Genomic DNA, 20,317 nt, shown 5'->3' with positions numbered 1-20,317 from the left:
GGATCGGACGGCATCTCGTCCCATTCCCTCCAATCTTCCGGTTCCGAACGATGACGATTTCCACGATGACCTCTACCGTCTACCCCGACACCCGGCTCTTGATCGACAACCAATGGGTCGATGCGGCCGATGGCCGGACACTGGACGTGCTCAACCCTGCAACCGGCAAGGTGATCGGCCGGGTGGCCCATGCCGGCATCCCTGACCTGGACCGCGCGCTGGCCGCCGCCCGGCGGGGCTTCGAAACCTGGCGCAACACCACGGCGTATGACCGCGCCGCCCTCATGCGCCGTGCGGCGGGCCTGCTGCGCGAACGCGCAGAGGACATCGCCCGCCTGATGACCCGGGAACAGGGCAAGCCGCTGGCCGAAGCGCGGATCGAAACCCTGGCGGGCGCCACGATCATCGAATGGTTCGCCGACGAGGGGCTGCGCGTCTACGGCCGCGTCGTCCCGCCGCGCAATCCCGCCGCGCTGCAACTGGCCCTCAAGGAACCTGTGGGACCGGTTGCGGCCTTCACGCCCTGGAATTTTCCCATCAATCAGGTGGTGCGCAAGCTGGCCGCCGCGCTGGCGACCGGCTGCTCCTTCCTGTGCAAGGCGCCGGAAGAAACCCCGGCCTCGCCGGCGGCGCTGCTGCAGGTCTTTGTGGATGCCGGCCTGCCGCCCGGCGTGGTGGGCCTGGTGTACGGCAATCCGGCGGAAATCTCCGGCTACCTGATTCCGCATCCCGTCATCCGCAAAGTCACGTTCACCGGTTCCACGCCGGTCGGCAAGCAACTGGCCGCGCTGGCGGGCGCCCACATGAAGCGGGTGTCCATGGAACTGGGCGGCCATGCGCCGGTGATCGTGGCCGAGGACGCCGACGTCGAGCTGGCGATCAAGGTCTCCGCCTCCAGCAAGTTCCGCAATGCCGGGCAGGTCTGCATCTCGCCCACGCGCTTTCTGGTGCACAGCAGCCTGGTCAATGAATTCACCCGCGCATTCGTGCGCCACGCCGAATCCCTGAAACTGGGCGACGGCCTGGCCGAGGGCACCACCCTGGGGCCGCTGGCCAATGCGCGCCGCATCACCGCCATGACCAAAGTGGTCGAGGACGCCCGCCAGCGTGGCGCCGAGATCCTGACGGGCGGTGCGCGCGTCGGCGATGCGGGCAATTTCTTCGCGCCGACCATCATCGCCGGGCTCTCCACCGAGGCCGATCTGTTCAACAACGAACCTTTCGGTCCGGTGGCGGGCATCCGCGCCTTCGACCTCCTGGACGAGGCCATCGCCGAGGCCAACCGCCTGCCCTACGGCCTGTCCGCCTACGCCTTCACCCGCTCGCTGCGCAATGTGCAGCAACTGATGGGCCGGGTCGAGGCCGGCATGTTGTGGGTCAATCAGCCGGCCACGCCTTCGGCCGAGCTGCCGTTCGGCGGGGTCAAGGATTCGGGCTACGGTTCGGAAGGCGGTCCCGAGGCGCTGGAAGCCTATCTGAACACCAAGACGGTGTCGGCTGTGGGGATTATTTGATGCCCCGCCGGGGGGACGGCGGTCAGTCGCTTTCGTCGGCCCCCAGATTTCGCGACAGGCGCGCGCAGATATCGGCCTGGATGCGTTTGACCTCTTCGATGGAAGGGGTGGCGGCCGCGTCGATGCGTGCGATGTACGGCACGTTGACGGCGGCCACCACCTTGTGGTTCAGGCCGTGCACGGGGAAGGCGATGTTGGTGACGCCCTGTATCTGCTTGCTGGGCATCACCGAGCAGCCCGCGCGCCGCGCGTCGGCGAGCAGGGAAAGCAGGTGGCCGGGGTCCATGTCGATCTCGCCTTCGACCTTGCTGTGGTTGCGCAGCATGCGCGCCCGGCCGATCTCGTCCTGGTAGGCCAGCAGGATGTGCCCGGAGGACGTGTCCGTCAGCCCCATGAACGAGCCGGTCTTCAGCCCGAAGGACCAGCGGTCGGGGCCGTCGACCTGAGCGATGACCACGCTGCGTCCCTGTTCGTACACGGCCAGGTGGCAGGACTGGCGCGCCCGTTCCGCCAGTTCGTCGAGCAGCGGCAGCGCCGTCTGGATCATGCGCTTGAGGGGCGGCTGGCGGTGCGCCAGGCAGAACATCTTCAGCGTGAGTGTGTAGCGGTCGTTGGCGTCGGACTGGATGTAGCCTCGCCGGTGCAGCGCCACCACCATGCGGAAAATCTGGCTGACGTTGCGGTTCAGGGCGTCGGCCAGTTCCTTCAGCGTGCAGCCTTCGGCCGTCCTGCTGAGGGCTTCCAGGATGTCCAGCCCCTTGTCCAGGGCGGGGGCGCTGTAGCGCACGGTTTCCCCGGCGGGGGCCTGGGCCGGACCGGTATCGGCCGGCGGGTCGGTCATGTCCATTCGAAACATCATTCCCGGTTGGGCATGGGGCTGTCGAGATGCCCATGCGGCGGATAAATTTTCATCAGAAAAATTATAAATTCATATAAAAAATAAAAAATAGGGTTTTTTCTGAAAATTTACAATTTATAGGGTAAGCACTAAGCAATAAAATAATCTATCTCCTTGTTCAGGAATGAATTATGGATAACATAGCCTTTAATTCAAATAAGAAATCAATTTTCATATGAGGAAATGATTTCCGCTACTCACTGAACCGGCGACCCGATCCACAGGCGTTCATGGATCGATTCTCCGGCTCGCAAGACAAGGAGCATGAACAAATGGCAGGTCGTCTTTCCGGAAAAACCGCGCTCGTCACCGCGGCGGGCAATGGCATCGGCAAGGCCACGGCGCAGCGCTTCCAGAGCGAGGGCGCCCGGGTCATCGCCACCGACATCAACGAAGAGGCACTGCGCGCGCTGTCGGGCTGCGAGGCCCGCGTGCTCGACGTCACGGATCCCGCCGCCATCGCGGCGCTGGTGGCCGGGATCGGCTCGGTCGATGTGCTCTTCAACTGCGCCGGCTACGTGGACAGCGGGTCCATTCTCGAATGCAGCCGCGAGGCCTGGGATTTTTCGTTCGGGCTGAACGTCACGTCCATGTATGAAATGTGCCGCGCCGTGCTGCCGGGCATGCTCGACAAGGGGGCGGGGTCCATCGTCAACGTGTCGTCGGTCGCCTCCAGCATCAAGGGGGTGCCCAACCGTTTCGTGTATGGCACGACCAAGGCGGCGGTCATCGGCCTGAGCAAGGCCATCGCGGCCGACTTCGTGGGCCGGGGCATCCGCTGCAACGCCATCTGCCCGGGAACGGTCGAATCGCCGTCACTGCGCGACCGCATGCGGGCCCAGGCGCAGGCGCAGGTCGCCTCCCTTGACCAGGTGCGCGACGCCTTCGTGGCGCGCCAGCCCATCGGCCGCCTGGGCACCCCCGAGGAAATCGCTTCGTTGGCCGTCTATCTGGCCGGCGACGAATCCGGCTATACGACCGGCACCATCAACATCATCGACGGCGGCTGGGTCAACTGATCCGCGGCCCTCCAGGAGAAACCCAATGAAATTGCTGCGACACGGCCCGGTGGGCCAGGAAAAACCGGCTCTGGTCGATGCCCAGGGCGGTATCCGCGATCTGTCCGCCGTCATCGACGACATCACGGCCGAGTCCCTGCGGCCCGCCGCGCTGGCCGCCCTGCGGGCGATCGATCCGCACACGCTGCCGCTGATCGCGGCGCCGGGCCGGATCGGCGTGCCGTTCCGCGATCCGGGCAAGTTCCTGTGCGTGGGACTGAACTACAGCGACCACGCGGCCGAGACCGGGGCCGAGGTCCCCGCGGAACCGATCCTGTTCAACAAGTGGTCGCGCCCGTCGGGTGCCCATGACCCCATCGTCATGCCCCAGGGCTCGGTCAAGACCGACTGGGAGGTCGAGCTGGGCGTCGTCATCGGCAGCAAGGCCCGGTATGTGTCCAAGGAAGCCGCGCTGTCCCACGTGGCCGGCTATTGCGTCATCAACGACGTGTCCGAGCGCGAGTACCAGATCGAACGCGGCGGCACCTGGGACAAGGGCAAGGGCTGCGACACCTTCGGCCCCATCGGTCCCTGGCTGGTGACCACCGATGAAATCGCCGATCCGCAGAATCTGGCCATGTGGCTGGAGGTCAATGGCAGGCGCTACCAGGACGGCAACAGCAAGACCATGATCTTCGATGTGGCCACGCTGGTGCATTACATCAGCCGCTTCACGACCCTGTACCCGGGGGACATCATTTCCACGGGCACGCCTCCGGGCGTCGGGCTCGGGCAGAAGCCGCCGGTCTATCTCAAGCAGGGCGACACGGTCCGGCTCGGCATCGAGGGCCTGGGCGAACAATGCCAGCGGGTGCTGGCCTGGGACGCTTCACTGCTCGACTGACTGTCATGCATTATCAGTTCCAGTTCGACGCCGTCCTCGAGTCGTGGCCCCTGCTGCTGCGGGGGACGCTGAACACCATCCAGCTCTCCCTGGGGGCCATGGTGATCGGCCTGCTGATCGCCATTTTCTGCTCCTGGGGCAAGAGCCATGGCGGCCGCCCGCTGCGCCTGGCGATCGACGCCTACATCGAGGTCATCCGCAACACGCCGTTCCTGGTCCAGCTGTTCTTCTTCTTTTTCGCCCTGCCGTCCCTGGGGGTGCGGATGACCGCGACGACGGCCGCCCTGGTGACCATGTTCGTGAATCTCGGCGCGTTCGCGACCGAGATCCTGCGCGCGGGCATCGAGGCCGTTCCCAAGGGCCAGGTCGAGGCCGGCATGGCGCTGAACCTGAAGCGCTACCAGGTCTTCCTGCACGTCGTGCTGCGGCCCGCGCTGAAGACGATCTTCCCGGCGCTGTCCAGCCAGTTCATCCTGCTGATGCTGACCTCCAGCATCGTGTCGGCGGTCTCGGCGGACGACCTGGCCTCCGTGGCGGCCAACATCCAGTCCGAGACCTTCCGCAGTTTCGAGATCTACATCACGGTCACCATCATCTACTTCGCGCTGTCCCTGATGTTCATGGGCCTGTTCCGGCTGATCTGGCGCAATTGCCTCTATTACCCGGAGGGCCGCTGAAATGCGTGAACTGTCCGCGCTGGATTTCGAGTCGATCCTGATGTCGGCGCGCTGGACGCTGGCCCTGGCGGCGATCGCGCTGATCGGCGGCAGCCTGGGGGGTCTGGCGGTCGCGCTGGCCAGGACGGCGCGCAGCCGCTGGTTCGTCCACCCGGCGCGCGCATTCATCATCCTGTTCCAGGGCACGCCTCTGCTGATGCAGCTGTTCCTGATCTTCTTCGGCTTTCCGATCCTGGGGCTGGACGTCGATCCCTGGCTGGCCGCCGGGGTGGCGCTGATCCTGAACACCAGCGCCTTCCTGGGCGACATCTGGCGCGGCTGTATCGAAGCCGTGCCCCGGGGGCAGACCGAGGCCGCCTGCGCCCTGAACCTGAGCGGCTTCGACCGGTTGCGGCATGTGGTGCTGCCGCAGGCTTTCAAGATCGCCGTGCCGCCCACCGTGGGCTTCATGGTGCAGATCATCAAGGGCACGTCCCTGACGGCCATCATCGGCTTCACCGAACTGACCCGCACCGGTCAGATCATCAACAACGCCACGTTCGCCCCGGTCGCCGTGTTCTCGTTCGTGGCTTTCCTGTACTTCTGCCTGTGCTGGCCGTTGTCCCGGCTGTCGCGGCGCCTGGAGTATCGGCTGTCGGCTTCCCTGCGCTGATCGCCGCATTTCACACAATGAATCATCAAAGGAGACAATCATGCAAGGTCTGGTTCTATCGAAAATCCTGAAGAGGCTGCTGGTCCCGGTCCTGGGTACGCTGCTGGCGGCTTCGGCGGGTTCCGCCGTCGCGGCCGACAGCTATTGGCAGCAGGTGAAGGACCGCGGCACGATCAAGGTCGGCGTCCTGGTCGACTGGCCCCCCTACGCGGCCGCGGACGCCAACAACCGGCCCAGCGGCTACGACGGCGGGGTGGCGAAGCTGCTGGCCGATCACTATGGACTCAAGCTGGAATACGTGGTCATGACGGGGCCCAACCGTATTCCGTTCCTGCTGACCGACAAGGCCGACGTGCTGGTGGCTTCGCTGGCGATCACGCCCGAGCGTGAAAAGCAGGTTCAGTTCTCCCGGCCCTATTCGGCGGCCAGCATGGTCCTGCTGGGCCCCGCGGACGTGGGCATTTCCTCTCCGGCGGATTTCCCCAAATACAAGATCGGCGTGCCCCGCGCCAGCACCACGGACATCGGCGTGACCAAGGTCGCGCCCGAGGGCACGAAGCTGCATCGCTTCGACGACGACGCCTCGGCGCTGCAGGCCATGCTCGTCGGACAGATCGACGCGGTCGGCACGTCGTCGGTGATCGCCGCCGACGTGCAGAAGCGCTTTCCAGGGAAGTACAAGGTCCTGTACGTGATCAACGAACAGCGCATGGCGATCGCCATGCGCAAGGACCGGCCCGAATTGCTGAAGGCGATGAACGATTTCATCGCCGCCGATCTGGCCAGCGGCAAGCTGAACGCGCTGTTCGAGCAGTGGCTGCACACGCCGTTGCCCGCATCAGGTCACCCAACCCGCTCAATAACCGCTTGTCGCGGCGCGTGATCCTTCACGCGCCGCCCCAGGACCGCTGCCCATGAAAGACAATCAGCCCATCGTCCGGTTCGCCGGGGTCGAGAAGTGGTACGGCCAGTTCAAGGTGCTCAAGGACATCGATCTCGATGTCGCGGCCGGCGAGCGCATCGTCATCTGCGGGCCGTCGGGTTCCGGCAAATCGACGCTGATCCGCTGCATCAATGGTCTGGAGACGATCCAGCGGGGGCGCATCGTCGTGGCCGGCATCGACATCACCGAGAACCGCCACAACGCCGAGAAGATCCGGCGCCACGTCGGCATGGTGTTCCAGCAGTTCAATCTGTTCCCGCACCTGACCGTGCTGGAGAACTGCATGCTTTCGCCCATGAAGTCCCAGGGCCTGGACAAGGCCGCGGCGCGCGAGATCGCCATGCACTACCTGTCGCGCGTGCGCATTCCCGACCAGGCCGGCAAGTATCCCAGCCAGCTGTCCGGGGGACAGCAGCAGCGCGTGGCCATCGCGCGGGCGCTGTGCATGAAGCCCGAGATCATGCTGTTCGACGAGCCGACCTCGGCCCTGGATCCCGAAATGGTCAAGGAAGTGCTGGACACCATGATCGAGCTGGCCTCGGACGGCATCACCATGCTGTGCGTCACCCATGAAATGGGCTTCGCGCGCAGCGTGGCGGATCGGGTCGTCTTCATGGCGGATGGCGAGATCCTTGAACAGGCGGCGCCGGATCAGTTCTTCGGCGCGCCCCGGCACCCCAAGGCCCAGGCGTTCCTCGGGCAGATCCTGAGTCACTGAGCCGGACGGAAGCGGTAGCGCTCCAGCGATTCCCGCTTCATCTCGATCGAGTAGCCGGGCCGGGTCGGCGGCATGTAGGCGGCCCGCTGGATCCGGCAAGGGTCGACGAAGTGCTCGTGCAGGTGATCGACGTACTCGATGACGCGGCCTTCCTTGGTGGCGGCGAAGCACAGATAGTCGATCATCGACAGGTGCTGGACGTATTCGCACAGGCCCACGCCGCCGGCATGGGGGCAGACTTTCAGGCCGTGCCTGGCGGCCATCAGCATGACGGCCAGCGCCTCGTTGACGCCGCCGAGCCGGCAGGCGTCGATCTGCACCACGTCCACCGCTGACCCCATGATGAACTGCTTGAACAGTACGCGGTTCTGGCACATTTCGCCGGTGGCGACCTGCATGCGGCCCTGCATGGCCTGGCGGATGCGCCGGTGTCCCGCGACATCGTCCGGGCTGGTGGGTTCCTCGATGAACCAGGGCTTGGCGAAAGCCAGCCGCTCCAGCCAGGGGATGGCCTGATCGACTTCCCAGACCTGGTTGGCGTCGATCATCAGATGGCGGTCGTCTCCCAGGACCTCACGGGCGATCCGCACCCGGCGGATGTCGTCCTCCAGATCGCGTCCCACCTTGAGCTTGATGTGCGAGAAGCCGGCCTGCACGGCCTGCGTGGCCAGGTGCCGCAGCTTGTCGTCATCGTAGCCCAGCCATCCGGCGGAGGTCGTGTAGCAGGGGTAGCCGTCGCGTTCCAGCGCTTCCAGGCGCCCGGCCTTGCCGGCGGCCCGCTGCGTCAGCAGTTCGAGCGCCTCGTCCGGCGTGATGCAGTCGGTGATGTAGCGGAAGTCGATCAGCCGGACGATCTGCTCCGGCGTCATGTCGGCCACCAGCCGCCAGACCGGCTTGCCTTCGGCTTTGGCCCAGAGGTCCCAGACGGCGTTGACCAGTGTCGCGGTGGCCAGGTGGATGGCGCCCTTGTCGGGACCGATCCAGCGCAGCTGGCTGTCCGAGGTCATGTGGCGCCAGAAGCGTCCCATGTCCTCGGCGATCCATTGCAGGTCCAGGCCGATGAGCCGGGGTTTCAGGGCCTCGATCGCGGCGCAGCAGATTTCCGTGCCGCGTCCGATGGTGAAGGTCAGGCCATGGCCCTCGAGCCCGTCGACGTCCGTGCGCAGGATGGCGTAGGCAGCCGAGTAGTCCGGATCCGGGTTCATGGCATCCGAGCCGTCCAGATGAGCGGATGTCGGGAAGCGGACGTCCAGTACTTCGATGGATTGGATGAGAGTCATGGTCTGAAGCCTGTTCACATTATTCAAGGAGATTGCGTCGGGCCTGAGCGCCTATTTGCCTTCGGCCACGATTTCGGTCGGCAGATCGGCGCCGTGGTATTTCTTGTAGATGACATTCAGTTCGCCGCTCTTCAGGGTCTTGCGGATCAGCTCGTTCATTTTCTCGAGGAGCTGCGGGTTGTTCTTCGCTACGCCGATGCCCAGCATGGACGTGGCCATGACGACTTTGGTGACCAGCGGCGGTTTGCCGTTTTCCGCCAATTGCTTGTTCAGCGACGCGATGATGGCCGGTGCGCCGGAATAGATGCTGCCCCGGCCGCTGGTGACAGCGGTCATGGCGGTGGCGTCATTCTCGAAGCGCACGATGTTCGTGCCCGCGGGCGCGAGCTTGGTCACGTTGGCGTCGTTGGTCGTGCCGCGCGCGGTCACCACGGTCTTTCCGGCCAGGTCGTTCATCGACGAGATGGGCTCGCTTTCCGGCGCGGCGATGATCGACTGGATGGCCGCGTAGGGGATGGTGAAATCGACGACTTCCTGGCGTTGCGGCGTGATCGTCAGGCTGGAGATCACCACGTCGGCCTTGTTCGTCAGCAGGAACGGGATGCGGTTGGCCTGTGTGGTGGGCACGATCTCGAGCCGGACGCCCAGGTCCTTGGCCAGCAGCTGCGCAGTCTCCACGTCCGAGCCCGTTTCCTTCAGGCTGGCGTCCTTCATGCCGTAGGGCGGCGCGTTGAGGTCGATGGCGACGCGCAGGGTCTTCTGCTGCTGGACCTGTTCCAGCGTGTTGGCGTGCGCCGGCGTCAGGGCGGCCAGCAGCGTGGCGGCGCTCACGGCCAGGGCGGCCAGGCCGCGGTTCAGTGGGAATGAGGTGGTCATGGTGTGTCTCCTTTGGAATGTCGGCGCTTTCCGGCCGGCGAGGCCGGTCAGAGTCCGTTGCTGATGAATTGCCGCAGTTCGGCGGTCTGGGGGTTGCGCAGGATGTCCGCGCCGCCCTGTTCGTGGATCCTTCCCTGGTGCATGAAGACCACCCGGTGGGCGACCTTCATGGCGAAAGCCATTTCGTGGGTGACCAGCACCATGGTCATCCCGCCCGCGGCGAGTTTCTCGATGACCCGGAGCACCTCGCCGGTCAGCTGCGGATCCAGCGCCGAAGTCACTTCGTCGAACAGCATGAGCTGGGGATCCATGGCGAGGGACCGGGCGATGGCCACGCGCTGCTGCTGCCCGCCCGACAGCTGTTCCGGGTAGGCGGCCGCCTTGTCGCCCAGCCCGACCTGGTCGAGCACGTCGACGGCGATCTTCCTGGCGTGTTCGGCGGGCAGCTTGCGCACGGACCTGGGGGCCAGCGTAATGTTCCGCTCGACGGTCAGGTGGGGGAACAGGTTGTAGCTCTGGAAGACGATTCCGACGTCCTGGCGCAGCTTTTTCAGGTCCGTGCTGGAGATTCCCGTGCCGAAGGTGTGGCCGCAGACCGTGATTTCCCCCTGGTCGATGGTTTCCAGGTGATCCATGCAGCGCAGGACCGTGCTCTTTCCGGACCCGCTCTGGCCGATGATGGCCACGATCTCGCCCTTGCGGATGCTGAGGTCGATGCCCTTGAGGACATGGTTGTCGCCGAACCGCTTGTGGACGTTGCTGAGGCGTACGACTTCCGTCATGGGGAGACTCCTTCGGGGATCCGTGTCTTAGCTGCGCACGATCGTGAGCTTGCGTTCGAGCCGGAGGCTGAACCAGGACAGGGGGTAGCAGATGAGGAAATACAGGACCGCCGCCGCGCCGAAATAGAGGAAGGGCTTGAAGGTCGAGTTGTTGAGGATCTTGGCGTTGTAGGACAGCTCGGCGAAACCGATGACCAGGGACGCGAACGAGGTGTTCTTGACGATCTGGACCATGAAGCCCACGGTGGGCGGCACGGCGATCTTGAAGGCTTGCGGCAGGATGACCTTGAACATGCGCTGGACGCGGTTCAACCCCAGGCATTCTGCGGCTTCCCATTGGTTGCGGGGCACGGACTCGATGCAGCCGCGCCAGATTTCTCCGAGGAACGCGGCGGCGTGGACCGTCAGGGCCAGGACGGCCGCGAACAGCGGCGATGTCTCGGCGGCACCGAAGATCGACGGTCCGTAGAAGCAGATACCCATGATCACCAGCAGCGGCGTGCCCTGGATGATGTTGATGTAGCCGAAGGCGGTGCTCCTGACAGCCCGGTTGCCGGATACGCGCATCAGGGCGATGGCCAGGCCCAGCAGGGCCGAGCAGGCGAAGGTCAGGGCGGAGAGCAGTACGGTGCCCCATGCACCGGCCAGCAGATACAGTGCTTGTTCCTGGTTCATGGCGATGCCTCAGAGCGGGGTGCCGAGCTTGCGCTTGCGCACGAACAAGAATTTGCCGGCCAGCGCGAAGGTGCCGCGCACCAGCGCCGACATGGCCAGGTACACCACCCACAGCACGATGAAGACCTCGAAGTTGCGGAAGGTGAGGGCCTGGATGTTGCCCGAAATACCGAACAGGTCTTCCGTGCCCACGGCCGACAGCAGGCTGGTCACCAGCATCAGCAGCACGAACTGGCTGGTCAGGGCGGGGTAGACGCGCTCCAGCGCTGGCACGAGGATGATGTGCCAGTAGACCTGCAGGGGAGACAAGCCCAGGCACTCGCCGGCCTCGCGCTGGCTGCGGGGTACGGCTTCGATCCCGGCGCGCACGATCTCGCAGGTATAGGCCGTGATGTTGATCACCAGGGCGAGGATGGCGCCGGTCAGGATCGACAGGGTGAGGCCGATGCTGGACAGGCCGAAGATCAGGAAATAGCTCTGGATGATGAGGGGGGTGTTGCGGATGACTTCGACGTAGGCGCCCACGATTCGCCTCAGGAGCGGGCTGCCCGAACTGCGGGCGATGGCGCAGCCCACGCCCATGACGAACCCGGCCAGGGTGGACCAGAACGACATCACCAGCGTGGTTTCTACCCCCTGGAGGAACAGGGGCCAGTACCGCAGCACCGCGCCGAAATCGAATTGATAAGTCATGCTTGGAGCCTCGCTGGCCGGCTGGCGGCCGGTGTAGGGTTTCGATGGCTGGTGATAGTCTAAAAGGACTGACCGGTAAAACCAGTTATGGATTTCCCTGATTTTTGTATTACCGGTCATACCAGATAGAATGGAGCTGTCGGCGGATTGCGTCGGGGAAGTGGAGATTCTTCATGGAAAAGGCAGCGGACGTTTCGATTCATGTCGTGGACCGCACGCGGGGGTACATGCAGGTCGCGGATGCGCTGCGACGGGAAATCCGCCGGATGGCGATTCCGGCAGGTGCGCGGTTGCCTTCCGAGCGGGAGCTCGCGCAGCAGCTCAGAATTTCCCGGCCCAGTCTGCGCGAGGCCCTGATCGTGCTGGAACTGCAAGGCGAGATCGAAATCCGGGTTGGGTCGGGCATCTACCTGAAGCGGGACTCCTCAACGGAGGATGCCGACACTGACGCGCCGTCCCTGGCCTCCGACCATGATGTTTCGCTGATGGGCCATAGTCCGCAGGATGTGAGCCAGACCCGGTATTTCCTGGAGGGCGGGGTGGCCGCGCATGCGGCGCGATTCATCACCCGCGAGCAGCTCAAGACGCTGGGCGCCAGCGTCGAGGCCATGCACCGGGCGGTCGGAACGCGCGATCGCGCCGGAGACAAGCCTCTGGCCGACGCCGACCGCCTGTTCCACGTCACCCTGTCCTCCACGACCCATAATCGCCTGCTGATCCAGACGCTTGAAGAACTGTTCGACCAGCGCTACACGCCGATCGGCGACTCCATGCATCGCCTGTTCGATACCGAATCGGTCTGGCTGGAAGCGGTGCGGGAACATCAGGAAATCTACGATGCCGTCGCGGCCCGCGACCCGCTGCAGGCCCAGGCGGCCATGTACCGGCATCTGATGCGGGCTCATGCCCGCCTGATGGCCGTGATCGGCTAGTGCCCTGTCTGGTTGGTTTGGTCACTTGAATTCGGATGCATGGCCAGCCCGGGCGCCGAAGGTAAGGATCGGAATTAGCCAGACAGGACACTAGCGCTCCGGCCGGACCCATTGTGTCCGGCTCATTGATTCAGCGAGGCTCACATGCAGAAAAACGTCATCCGCCTGCATGAGGCGGACAATGTCCTGATCGCCACCGAGCAGCTCATGCCCGGGGACCGGGTCGACGGGGGCGACGTCCGGGGGCTGGTGCCCGCCGGGCACAAGCTGGCCGCCCGGGCGATAGCGGCCGGCGAGCCCGTCTACCGCTACGGCCAGGTCATCGGTGCGGCCAGCTGCGCCATCGAGGCCGGGCAGCATGTGCACGTCCATAATCTGCACATGGCCGACCTGCATCGTGAATACGATTTCTGCCAGCGGAAAAAGGATGTGGCGGTCGATCCGCGGCGGGACACGTTCATGGGCCTGCGCCGCCCCGACGGGCGGGTGGCGACGCGCAACTACATCGGCATCCTGACCACGGTCAACTGTTCGGCCACGGTGGCGCGCGCCGTCGCCGATCATTTCCGCCGCGACATCAATCCGGCGGCCCTGCGGGATTATCCCCAGGTGGACGGGATCGTGGCATTGACGCACACCACGGGATGCGGCATGGCCGCGCGGGGCGAGGCCATCGACACCTTGCGCCGGACGCTGGCTGGCTACGCGCGACACGCCAATTTCCATTCGATCCTGCTGATCGGCCTGGGGTGCGAGACGAATCAGATCGCCGGCGTGATGGCCGCGGGCGATCTGCATGAAGGCCCGCGACTGCATACGTATTCCATCCAGGACGCCGGCGGCACGGGCAAGGCCGTGGCCCGGGGCGTTGCCAAGGTGCGCGAAATGCTGCCGGCGGCCAATGACGTGCGGCGCGAGCCCGTGTCCGCCTCTCATCTGGTGATCGGGTTGCAGTGCGGCGGCTCGGACGGCTATTCGGGCATCACCGCCAATCCCGCCCTGGGCGCGGCGGTGGACCGGCTGGTGGCGGCGGGCGGCACCGCGATTCTGTCCGAGACCCCGGAAATCTATGGCGCCGAACACCTGCTGACCCAGCGGGCGGTCAGCCCCGAGGTCGGCGAGAAGCTGGTTGCCCGAATCGCCTGGTGGAAAGACTATTGCGCGCGCAACCACGCCGAGATGAACAACAATCCATCGGCCGGCAACAAGGCGGGCGGCCTGACGACCATCCTGGAAAAGTCGCTGGGCGCAGTGGCCAAGGCCGGCACCACGAACCTGAACGACGTGCTGTGCTATGCCGAGCCGGTGCGCGCGCGCGGGCTCGTCTTCATGGATTCGCCGGGTTTCGACCCGGTCTCGGCCACCGGGCAGGTGGCTTCGGGCGCCAACATGATCTGTTTCACGACCGGCCGGGGATCGGCCTACGGCTGCATGCCGGCGCCTTCGCTCAAGTTCAGCACCAACAATGCCTGTTGGGAGCGGCAGAGCGAGGACATCGATCTGAATTGCGGGACGATCGTCACCGGACAGGACACGATCGACGGGTTGGGCGAGAAGATCTACCGCCTGATTTTGGAGACCGCCTCGGGCACGCGGACCAAGAGCGAGCTCTACGGCTACGGCCAGAACGAGTTCGCTCCCTGGCAGATCGGGGCCACGGTCTGACGCTCCGGGCGGTCCGGGGATGCCGAGCAGCGCGGTGCCTCGGTGTGGCGCGGGCGGCGGGCGCCGGACCGCGCGGAGGGGCTGACGTCAGGCGGAGAGCAGGCCGCGCCGTGCCAGGTTGCGCATCAGCCAGGCGATGCCGCCCGTCCAGGGAGGCGCTTCTTCGCTGTAGGTCACGCGGTTGACCAGCGTCCCCAGGCGGGGCGAACTGATCCGCACCACGTCGCCCGGCTTGTGAGTGAAGCCCTGGCCGGGGGCGTCGCGGTCTTCCGTGGGCGCGAACAAGGTGCCGGTGAACAGCATGAAACCATCCGGATACTGGTGATGGAGGCCGCAGGTCTGGGCCGCCAGATCGGTCAGGTCGCGGCTGATCCGGCTGATCGAACTGTGGCCGTCCAGGGCGAAGCCGTCCTCGCCGGTCACGTTCAGGCGGATTTCGAGCGCGCGGGCGTCCTCCAGGGTGAAATGCGCGTCGAACAGCCGGATGAAGGGACCGATGGCGCACGAGGCATTGTTGTCCTTGGCCTTGCCCAGCAGCAGGGCGCTGCGGCCTTCGATGTCGCGCAGGTTCACGTCGTTGCCCAGCGTGACGCCGCGGATCCGGCCGCCGGCGTCCACCGCCAGGACCAGTTCCGGTTCCGGGTTGTTCCACTGCGAAGCCTTCAGGATGCCGATGGCCGCGCCGGTCCCCACCGCCGACAGCACCGGAGCCTTGGTGAAGACCTCGGCGTCCGGGCCGATACCGACCTCCAGGTATTGCGACCACAGGCCTTCCTGAATCAGGTAGCGGCGCGCCTCTTCGGCTTCCTTCGACCCGGGGCGAATGCTGGAAATGGCCGTGCCGATCGCCTGGCCGATCTCGTGACGGATGCGGACGGCGTCCTGGGGGTTGCCGCCCGCTTTTTCCTCGATGACGCGCTCGAGCATGCTGCCGGCGAATGTGACGCCGCACGCCTTGATGACCTGGAGATCGCAGGGGGCCACGAAACGCGGCGCCGCCGGATCGCCGGCGAGCGTGGCGCGCGCCACCGCGTCGAACCGCCAGCGGGCGGGCGTCGCCTGGGCCACGATCGCGGCGGGGTCGTCCTGGTTCAGCAGCTCGGAGACGGTTGGGAATCGGTCGGTCAGATCGACCAGGTCGCGGCCCCGGAGGGCGACGACGCTGGGGCCTTGATCGTGTGGATCATGGATGCGCCCGATCAGCAAGGCCTGTTCTGCGTCGGACGGAAGAATCGAGCTTGTGTCATGCATGAGAGGCGCGGGATGGAAAGACCCGGAGCGATGATAAAAAGAGGGTATCGTCCGATCATACATGACTCCGACCCCGTCCATGAACGAATCCTCCCTGCCCCGCCGGGCCGCCGGCGCCATCGACACCGACATCTTCGACTGGGCCGGCACCATCGTCGATTTCGGCTCCTTCGCCCCGACCCAGGTCCTGGTCGATGTCTTCGCCGAGGCGGGCGTGGCGATCGTCCTGGACGAGGCGCGCGGCCCCATGGGGCTGGCGAAACGGGATCTGCAGGGCTGGCGACGGGTCATCGAAAAGAATGCGTTCGCCAACTGGGCCGCCTCAAGGCTGCTTTCAACGCGGTGGACAAGGTCGGCCCGTGGGTGGTGTTCGATATCGGCGGGAACAAGTATCGCCTTGTCGCCTATGTCCGGTTCGAGCAACAGATCGTGTATGTCAAAGCGGTGCTGACCCACCGGGACTATGATCAGGGGACCTGGAAATCATGAACGCGCCGATCGATATGAAGCGGCTGTTGCCGGCCTGGGAACGATTCCGTGCCGCCACCGATATCGCGCCCATCCGGGATGAAGCCCATTATGTCTGGATGACCGAGGTGCTCGAGTCCTTGCTTGAGGCAGCGGCGGGCGATCCCGCTCACCCGGCGATGGAGTTGGCGGATATCGTGGGGGATCTGCCGGAAATCGGCAGCCAGGGTGTGGTGTCGGAGATCCTGGCTGGCAAGCGGGAACTGAATATCCGGCAGGTCAGGGCGTTGAGTGAACGGTTCGGCGTGTCGGCGGCGACCTTTCTGTGATCGCGCGCCGAGGTTCGCTCAGGCGCGTGACGTTCAGGCGTAGGACACCAGTCCCTTGATCTTCTCCTGGTCGTAGCCCGACCAGGTGCCGCGGTCGGTTTCCACCACGGGGGCGCTGCGGTGGCCCAGGTCGATCAGGCGTTCGAGCTGGTCCTGGCGCTGGGTCAGGTCCACGGTTTCGTACTCGATGCCCAGGATGTCCATGTCGCGCTTGGTGAGTTCGCATTGCGGGCAGTTGGGCTTCGAATAGACGGTGATGGCCATGTCGGATCCTTTGTGGTCGTCGGGTTGATCGGATTGGGGAGGGGGCGCGGATTCGGCGGACTCAGAAATCCACGTCGAACACTTCGTTCTCGTCGTCGCGCTTCATCACGCCGACCTTGTACTGGGCGGTGTCCTCCTCCTGGTTGGAGGCCTGGACCTTGCTCATGTTGAGCCAGCTTTCCATGTATTTCAGGGGGTTCTCGGTGATGATCGGGAAGGACACCCGGTCCTCGACGTTGAAGAAGCGGGCCACGTCGGTGGCGCTGAAATGGACCCAGTCCTTCATCATCTGGCAGGTCACGCCGGTGAGTTCGCGGCCTTCGGAGAAGGCGTAGTCGGTCCATTCGGACTCGCTGGCGGTGACCTCGTCGATCATCTGGACGATCTTGTCCCGGCATTGCTCGAAGGCGGTACGACCGCGCTCGGTCTTGAACATGGCGCGCAAGACTTCCTTGCCGTACTGGACGTGGACCTCGAACTCGTCCTGCGCGATCTTCTGGACCGCTTTGCCGATGGGCTGGAACAGGCCCGTGCCGTCGCAGATGCCGAAGGTCACGGCGAACGAGGCCAGGAACTGGATGCGCTCCATGCACAGCACGGCGACGATGAACAGATAGATGGCGTTGTAGGTTTCCTGGTCGTTCTCGCGCTGGCCCCGGGCGTAGTCGTAGCTGACTTCGAAGGCCCGGTTGAAGACCTCGCTGACGACGCGCAGGCGGCTGATGGCTTCCTTGACCGACAGGATCTCGTTGAGGATGTCGTCCGGGTTGTCGAAGCTGTTGCGGACGATTTCGGAATACGTCGCGGCGTGGACGATCTCGTTCTTGGTGATCTCCACCCAGCCGGACCAGGCCTCGCTGCTGGTGCAGACCGGGGCCAGCACGGCGGCGATGGAGCGCGAGGCGACGCTGTCGGCCTCCCATTGCCACGCCAGGGTCTTGACCATCATGTCGTAGGTATGGCGGTCGCAGGTCTTGAACTGCACGTTGCAGGTGGAATAGTCGAACTCGTTCTCGTCCCAATCCTGGTTCTTCAGCGTCTTGTAGAGCTTCCAGATCTCGGGATAGAACTTGTTGATCGTGTCGAACAGGCCCAGGTCCTGGCCCAGGATGATTTCCGGGAAGGCGTAGTCGGACTTTTCGGTGTTGAAGATCTTGGTGGGCAGGGCTTTTTGGGTCATTTTCGGGTCGTGCCAGGGATGAGGGCGGTCGGGATCCCGGAACGGTCGTCCGGGGCCGGGAGCGTGCGAGCGGGCCTTGCGGCGCGGACAAGCCTTACATCGTGCAGCTTTCGCAGACGATTTTTTCTTCCACGCCGTCGTGGATGCTGCCGGCGTTGTCCAGCGTCTTGTCCGAGGCCACGTTCGAGTTGTAGTAATAACGGGTTTTCATGCCGTACTTCACCATGGTGAAGTAGTGGGTGAGCAGTTCCCGGCTGGAGACCTTGTCGTCGTCCTTGATCCGGCGCCACAGGTCGGCGGAAATCCCCTGATCGGTGAATTTCTGGAACACCGCGTAGGCCTTGATCATGTCGACTTCGGAGATGTCCCAGGCCGACTGGTAGAAATAGGCCGGGTTGTCGCTGTCGGGCGCGGCCCAGCGGATCGTGACCGAGCCGTCGGTCTTGTTCAGCGTGACGTCGCGCACGGGATAGAGCGAATTGGGCTTGCCCAGCGCCTTGGAGGACGATTCGCCCGGCATGTACGCCACCAGGCAGGAATGGGCGATGCCGCCGTTCTGCATGATTTCGGCGCGCAGGGCTTCCCAGTCGTAGCGGTTGCGGAAGTCGCCCAGTTCGTCGACGTTGCGGTTGTAGGTGTCGATCGGCAGCCAGCCGTCGGGCCAGCGGGTCTTGTGCATCCAGGGCGCGACGCCGCGCTCCTTGCTGATGCGCAGCGAAGCCCGGATGGCATGGTACATGTGGCGCTCGGCGATGCGGTGCAGTTCTTCGCGGCCCTCGTCGGTATCGTAGCGCAGGCCTTTGCGGGCCATGTGGGTGGCCACCCCCATCAGGCCCACGCCGGCGTTCATGCGGGCCTTGGCGGTCACGGCCACGTGGGGCAGCACGTAGTGGGAGTTGAGGATGCAGTAATCGATCATCTTCAACGTCAGGTACATCGCTTCCTGGTAGGTCTCGTCGTCGTCCTCGCCGATGGCGTCGTAGGCGATGGCCCCCAGCGAGCACAGGGCGATCTCGGGTTCTTCATGGATCTCGGCCACGCGGGCGACCCGGCCGCCCTTGCCCGTTTCGTCGGACAGGATGTCGTCGCCCGCCTTCAGCTCGCCGGCGAAGATGACGCGCGGCAGGGTGGAGTCGGCGACCGCGACGGTCAGCGCGGCGTTGAAATTGAAGGTCCGCATCGTCCCGTCGGCCAGCTCGACCGTGACGAAACCCACTTCCCGGTCGGAATACAGGTCCTGCATTTCCTGGTAGGGACGGTTGGGCTCGCTGATCTCCAGGCACAGATTGCTGGAGTGGATGGGTTCCTTGAAGGGCGTGTGGCGGTTCATCTCGTCGATGTTGGCCAGGTAGGCCACGCCGGTCTCCAGCGCTTCGTTCAGCGAGGTCAGGATCAGGTCGCGCGGCTTGAAGGTTTCCTTCTTGAAGGCCGGGTCGCGTTCCAGGCGCTCGTATTCGCGCTTGAAGGCGGCCGAGTCGGGGCCGAAGAACAGCCGGGTGAGCTCGGGGGCGGTGCGCACGTTGAACGAGAAGGCTTCCTCGTTGCGGGCGGCCTTTTCGGCGAAGAGCTTGTTGGTGACCAGCGCGTAGTGCAGGTCGCGGTTCTTGCGGTCCTCGGTGCTGCGCGGGTTGCGCAGGTAGGCGATGACCTCGGCCTCGGGATCGAAGCCGGAATAGTAGGTGGTGCAGGCGCCGCCGCGTCCGGCCTGCATGTTGGCGTGGACGGCCTTGCCCAGGGACGCCAGGTAGGGCAGCTTGCCCTGGTGCTGGATCAGGCCGCCGCGCACCGGGTCGCCCTTGCTGCGGGTGATCAGGTGGCTGCCGATCCCGGCCGAGGCCGCCGTCATGCGGTAGGCGATGTGGTCGCCGATGGCCAGGGACGATTCGTTGTCGTCCACCACGTACAGGCAGCACGAGGCGAAGCCGCGCAGCTTTGTGCCCAGGTTCACGTAGTTGGGCGTGGGCGCCGAGATCCGCTTGGCGGAGAATTCGGTGTAGAAGCGCCGCACCAGGTCGATCCGGCGCTCGGCGGGCTCGTTTTCCGACAGGGCCATGGCCATGCGCATGTAGACGAACTGCTGGGTCTCGTATTCCTGCCGGGTGACGCGGTTCTGCAGGCTGTACTTCTTGCGGATGTAGTGCAGCGAGAAGTGCGGCGTGTCGTAGTCCTGTTCATGATCGATGAAGGACTCGATCTCGGCGTATTCGGCGTCGGTGTAGTTCATGCGCACCATCACCCCGTCGGCCACCATCCGGTCGTGCAGTGCCTTGACGCTGGGGATGGAGGGGCCGTGGATGATCTTGTGCAGGTGGGACGCATAGAGCCGGCCCGCCATCAGGTAGTAGGACCAGGTGCCCTTGTCCAGGCAGTTCTGGATCAGCTTTTCCTGCAGGTCGGCGGTGGAGACCGTTTCGGGCATGGTGCTGACGGCTTGCAGTACGATGCTGCTCCAGTCGACTTTCTGGCCCAGGTTGGCGGCGGCCCATCGGCCCCAGCCGTTGAGCTTGCTGGGGATATAGGGTTCGATGCGTCCATCACGCTTGACGATGTTCTTGATCACGGCCGACAGTCCTTGGTGGTAGTGCTTTATATTCTACATGTAGTGCGGCTGGAAATAA

21 protein-coding genes and 1 pseudogene are annotated in these 20,317 nt (G+C 64.8%); 12 read left to right on the top strand and 10 right to left on the bottom strand.

What is annotated here, in order from left to right; all coding sequences use genetic code 11:
* The first annotated feature begins 65 nt into the window (after positions 1-65).
* Positions 66-1,514: an NAD-dependent succinate-semialdehyde dehydrogenase gene (locus ACTPOE_RS08965; protein ID WP_458871867.1), complete on the top strand. Its 1,449-nt coding sequence runs from the start codon at positions 66-68 to the stop codon at positions 1,512-1,514.
* Between the two features lie 22 nt (positions 1,515-1,536).
* On the opposite strand, the gene ACTPOE_RS08960 is transcribed toward ACTPOE_RS08965, so the two are convergent.
* Positions 1,537-2,355 carry an IclR family transcriptional regulator gene (locus ACTPOE_RS08960; RefSeq protein WP_458871866.1) on the bottom strand — a complete coding sequence of 273 codons (819 nt, stop codon included), beginning with the start codon at positions 2,353-2,355 and terminating at the stop codon, positions 1,537-1,539.
* A gap of 329 nt (positions 2,356-2,684) precedes the next feature.
* On the opposite strand from ACTPOE_RS08960, the gene ACTPOE_RS08955 reads away from it, so the two are divergent.
* The 6 genes from ACTPOE_RS08955 to ACTPOE_RS08930 are packed head-to-tail and all read left to right on the top strand — an operon-like array spanning position 2,685 to position 7,304.
* On the top strand, positions 2,685-3,431 hold the full coding sequence (locus ACTPOE_RS08955) for an SDR family oxidoreductase (RefSeq protein ID WP_458871865.1): 747 nt from the start codon (positions 2,685-2,687) through the stop codon (positions 3,429-3,431).
* 25 nt (positions 3,432-3,456) lie between these two features.
* Complete coding sequence (locus tag ACTPOE_RS08950; RefSeq protein ID WP_458871864.1) at positions 3,457-4,314, top strand: fumarylacetoacetate hydrolase family protein; 858 nt, start codon at positions 3,457-3,459, stop codon at positions 4,312-4,314.
* 5 nt (positions 4,315-4,319) lie between these two features.
* Positions 4,320-4,991, top strand: coding sequence for an amino acid ABC transporter permease (locus ACTPOE_RS08945; RefSeq protein WP_458871863.1), 672 nt, complete (start codon positions 4,320-4,322; stop codon positions 4,989-4,991).
* Position 4,992: 1 nt separating this feature from the next.
* Entirely contained in the window at positions 4,993-5,643 is a 651-nt protein-coding gene (locus ACTPOE_RS08940) for an amino acid ABC transporter permease (RefSeq protein ID WP_458871862.1), read from the top strand.
* Between the two features lie 40 nt (positions 5,644-5,683).
* Entirely contained in the window at positions 5,684-6,526 is an 843-nt protein-coding gene (locus tag ACTPOE_RS08935) for a transporter substrate-binding domain-containing protein (protein ID WP_458871861.1), read from the top strand.
* A 31-nt stretch (positions 6,527-6,557) separates the two neighbouring features.
* Positions 6,558-7,304 carry an amino acid ABC transporter ATP-binding protein gene (locus ACTPOE_RS08930; RefSeq protein WP_458871860.1) on the top strand — a complete coding sequence of 249 codons (747 nt, stop codon included), beginning with the start codon at positions 6,558-6,560 and terminating at the stop codon, positions 7,302-7,304.
* Here ACTPOE_RS08930 and ACTPOE_RS08925 read toward each other — a convergent pair.
* Genes ACTPOE_RS08925 through ACTPOE_RS08905 form a run of 5 tightly spaced genes read right to left on the bottom strand, consistent with a single transcriptional unit; the run spans position 7,298 to position 11,610 of the window.
* Positions 7,298-8,584, bottom strand: coding sequence for an L-fuconate dehydratase (locus ACTPOE_RS08925; protein WP_458871859.1), 1,287 nt, complete (start codon positions 8,582-8,584; stop codon positions 7,298-7,300). The two genes, ACTPOE_RS08930 and ACTPOE_RS08925, sit on opposite strands and share 7 nt — an antisense overlap.
* Positions 8,585-8,635: 51 nt before the next feature.
* Entirely contained in the window at positions 8,636-9,460 is an 825-nt protein-coding gene (locus tag ACTPOE_RS08920) for a transporter substrate-binding domain-containing protein (RefSeq protein ID WP_458871858.1), read from the bottom strand.
* Between the two features lie 47 nt (positions 9,461-9,507).
* Positions 9,508-10,242, bottom strand: a complete 735-nt coding sequence (locus ACTPOE_RS08915) for an amino acid ABC transporter ATP-binding protein (RefSeq protein ID WP_458871857.1) — start codon at positions 10,240-10,242, stop codon at positions 9,508-9,510.
* Between the two features lie 27 nt (positions 10,243-10,269).
* The gene (locus tag ACTPOE_RS08910; RefSeq protein ID WP_458871856.1) at positions 10,270-10,917 is read right to left on the bottom strand and encodes an amino acid ABC transporter permease; all 648 of its coding nucleotides are present in this window, start codon (positions 10,915-10,917) and stop codon (positions 10,270-10,272) included.
* Positions 10,918-10,926: 9 nt separating this feature from the next.
* Positions 10,927-11,610 carry an amino acid ABC transporter permease gene (locus tag ACTPOE_RS08905; protein ID WP_458871854.1) on the bottom strand — a complete coding sequence of 228 codons (684 nt, stop codon included), beginning with the start codon at positions 11,608-11,610 and terminating at the stop codon, positions 10,927-10,929.
* 173 nt (positions 11,611-11,783) lie between these two features.
* Between ACTPOE_RS08905 and ACTPOE_RS08900 the strand changes: the two genes are divergently transcribed.
* On the top strand, positions 11,784-12,542 hold the full coding sequence (locus ACTPOE_RS08900; protein WP_458871853.1) for a FadR/GntR family transcriptional regulator: 759 nt from the start codon (positions 11,784-11,786) through the stop codon (positions 12,540-12,542).
* A gap of 144 nt (positions 12,543-12,686) precedes the next feature.
* On the top strand, positions 12,687-14,207 hold the full coding sequence (locus tag ACTPOE_RS08895) for a UxaA family hydrolase (RefSeq protein WP_458871852.1): 1,521 nt from the start codon (positions 12,687-12,689) through the stop codon (positions 14,205-14,207).
* Between the two features lie 87 nt (positions 14,208-14,294).
* On the opposite strand, the gene ACTPOE_RS08890 is transcribed toward ACTPOE_RS08895, so the two are convergent.
* Complete coding sequence (locus ACTPOE_RS08890) at positions 14,295-15,458, bottom strand: fumarylacetoacetate hydrolase family protein (protein WP_458871851.1); 1,164 nt, start codon at positions 15,456-15,458, stop codon at positions 14,295-14,297.
* Positions 15,459-15,537: 79 nt separating this feature from the next.
* Here ACTPOE_RS08890 and ACTPOE_RS08885 point away from each other — a divergent pair.
* The 3 genes and pseudogenes from ACTPOE_RS08885 to ACTPOE_RS08875 form a co-directional block, all read left to right on the top strand.
* Positions 15,538-15,726, top strand: a pseudogene (locus ACTPOE_RS08885) (phosphonoacetaldehyde hydrolase); the annotation flags it as partial.
* A 74-nt stretch (positions 15,727-15,800) separates the two neighbouring features.
* Positions 15,801-15,947 carry a type II toxin-antitoxin system HigB family toxin gene (locus ACTPOE_RS08880; protein ID WP_458871850.1) on the top strand — a complete coding sequence of 49 codons (147 nt, stop codon included), beginning with the start codon at positions 15,801-15,803 and terminating at the stop codon, positions 15,945-15,947.
* A complete protein-coding gene (locus tag ACTPOE_RS08875) occupies positions 15,944-16,255 on the top strand; it encodes a helix-turn-helix domain-containing protein (RefSeq protein ID WP_458871849.1) in 312 nt (103 codons plus the stop codon). Before ACTPOE_RS08880 ends, ACTPOE_RS08875 begins: the two co-directional genes overlap by 4 nt.
* Before the next feature lie 33 nt (positions 16,256-16,288).
* Here ACTPOE_RS08875 and ACTPOE_RS08870 read toward each other — a convergent pair whose 3' ends face one another.
* The 3 genes from ACTPOE_RS08870 to ACTPOE_RS08860 form a co-directional block, all read right to left on the bottom strand.
* The gene (locus ACTPOE_RS08870; RefSeq protein ID WP_458871848.1) at positions 16,289-16,519 is read right to left on the bottom strand and encodes a glutaredoxin family protein; all 231 of its coding nucleotides are present in this window, start codon (positions 16,517-16,519) and stop codon (positions 16,289-16,291) included.
* Between the two features lie 61 nt (positions 16,520-16,580).
* The gene (locus ACTPOE_RS08865; protein ID WP_458871847.1) at positions 16,581-17,699 is read right to left on the bottom strand and encodes a ribonucleotide-diphosphate reductase subunit beta; all 1,119 of its coding nucleotides are present in this window, start codon (positions 17,697-17,699) and stop codon (positions 16,581-16,583) included.
* Positions 17,700-17,793: 94 nt separating this feature from the next.
* Positions 17,794-20,259, bottom strand: a complete 2,466-nt coding sequence (locus tag ACTPOE_RS08860; protein ID WP_458871845.1) for a ribonucleoside-diphosphate reductase subunit alpha — start codon at positions 20,257-20,259, stop codon at positions 17,794-17,796.
* Positions 20,260-20,317: the final 58 nt, after the last annotated feature.

It is taken from the genome of Castellaniella sp. WN (assembly GCF_054457555.1).
This window is presented reverse-complemented; position numbering and strand designations above follow the sequence as displayed.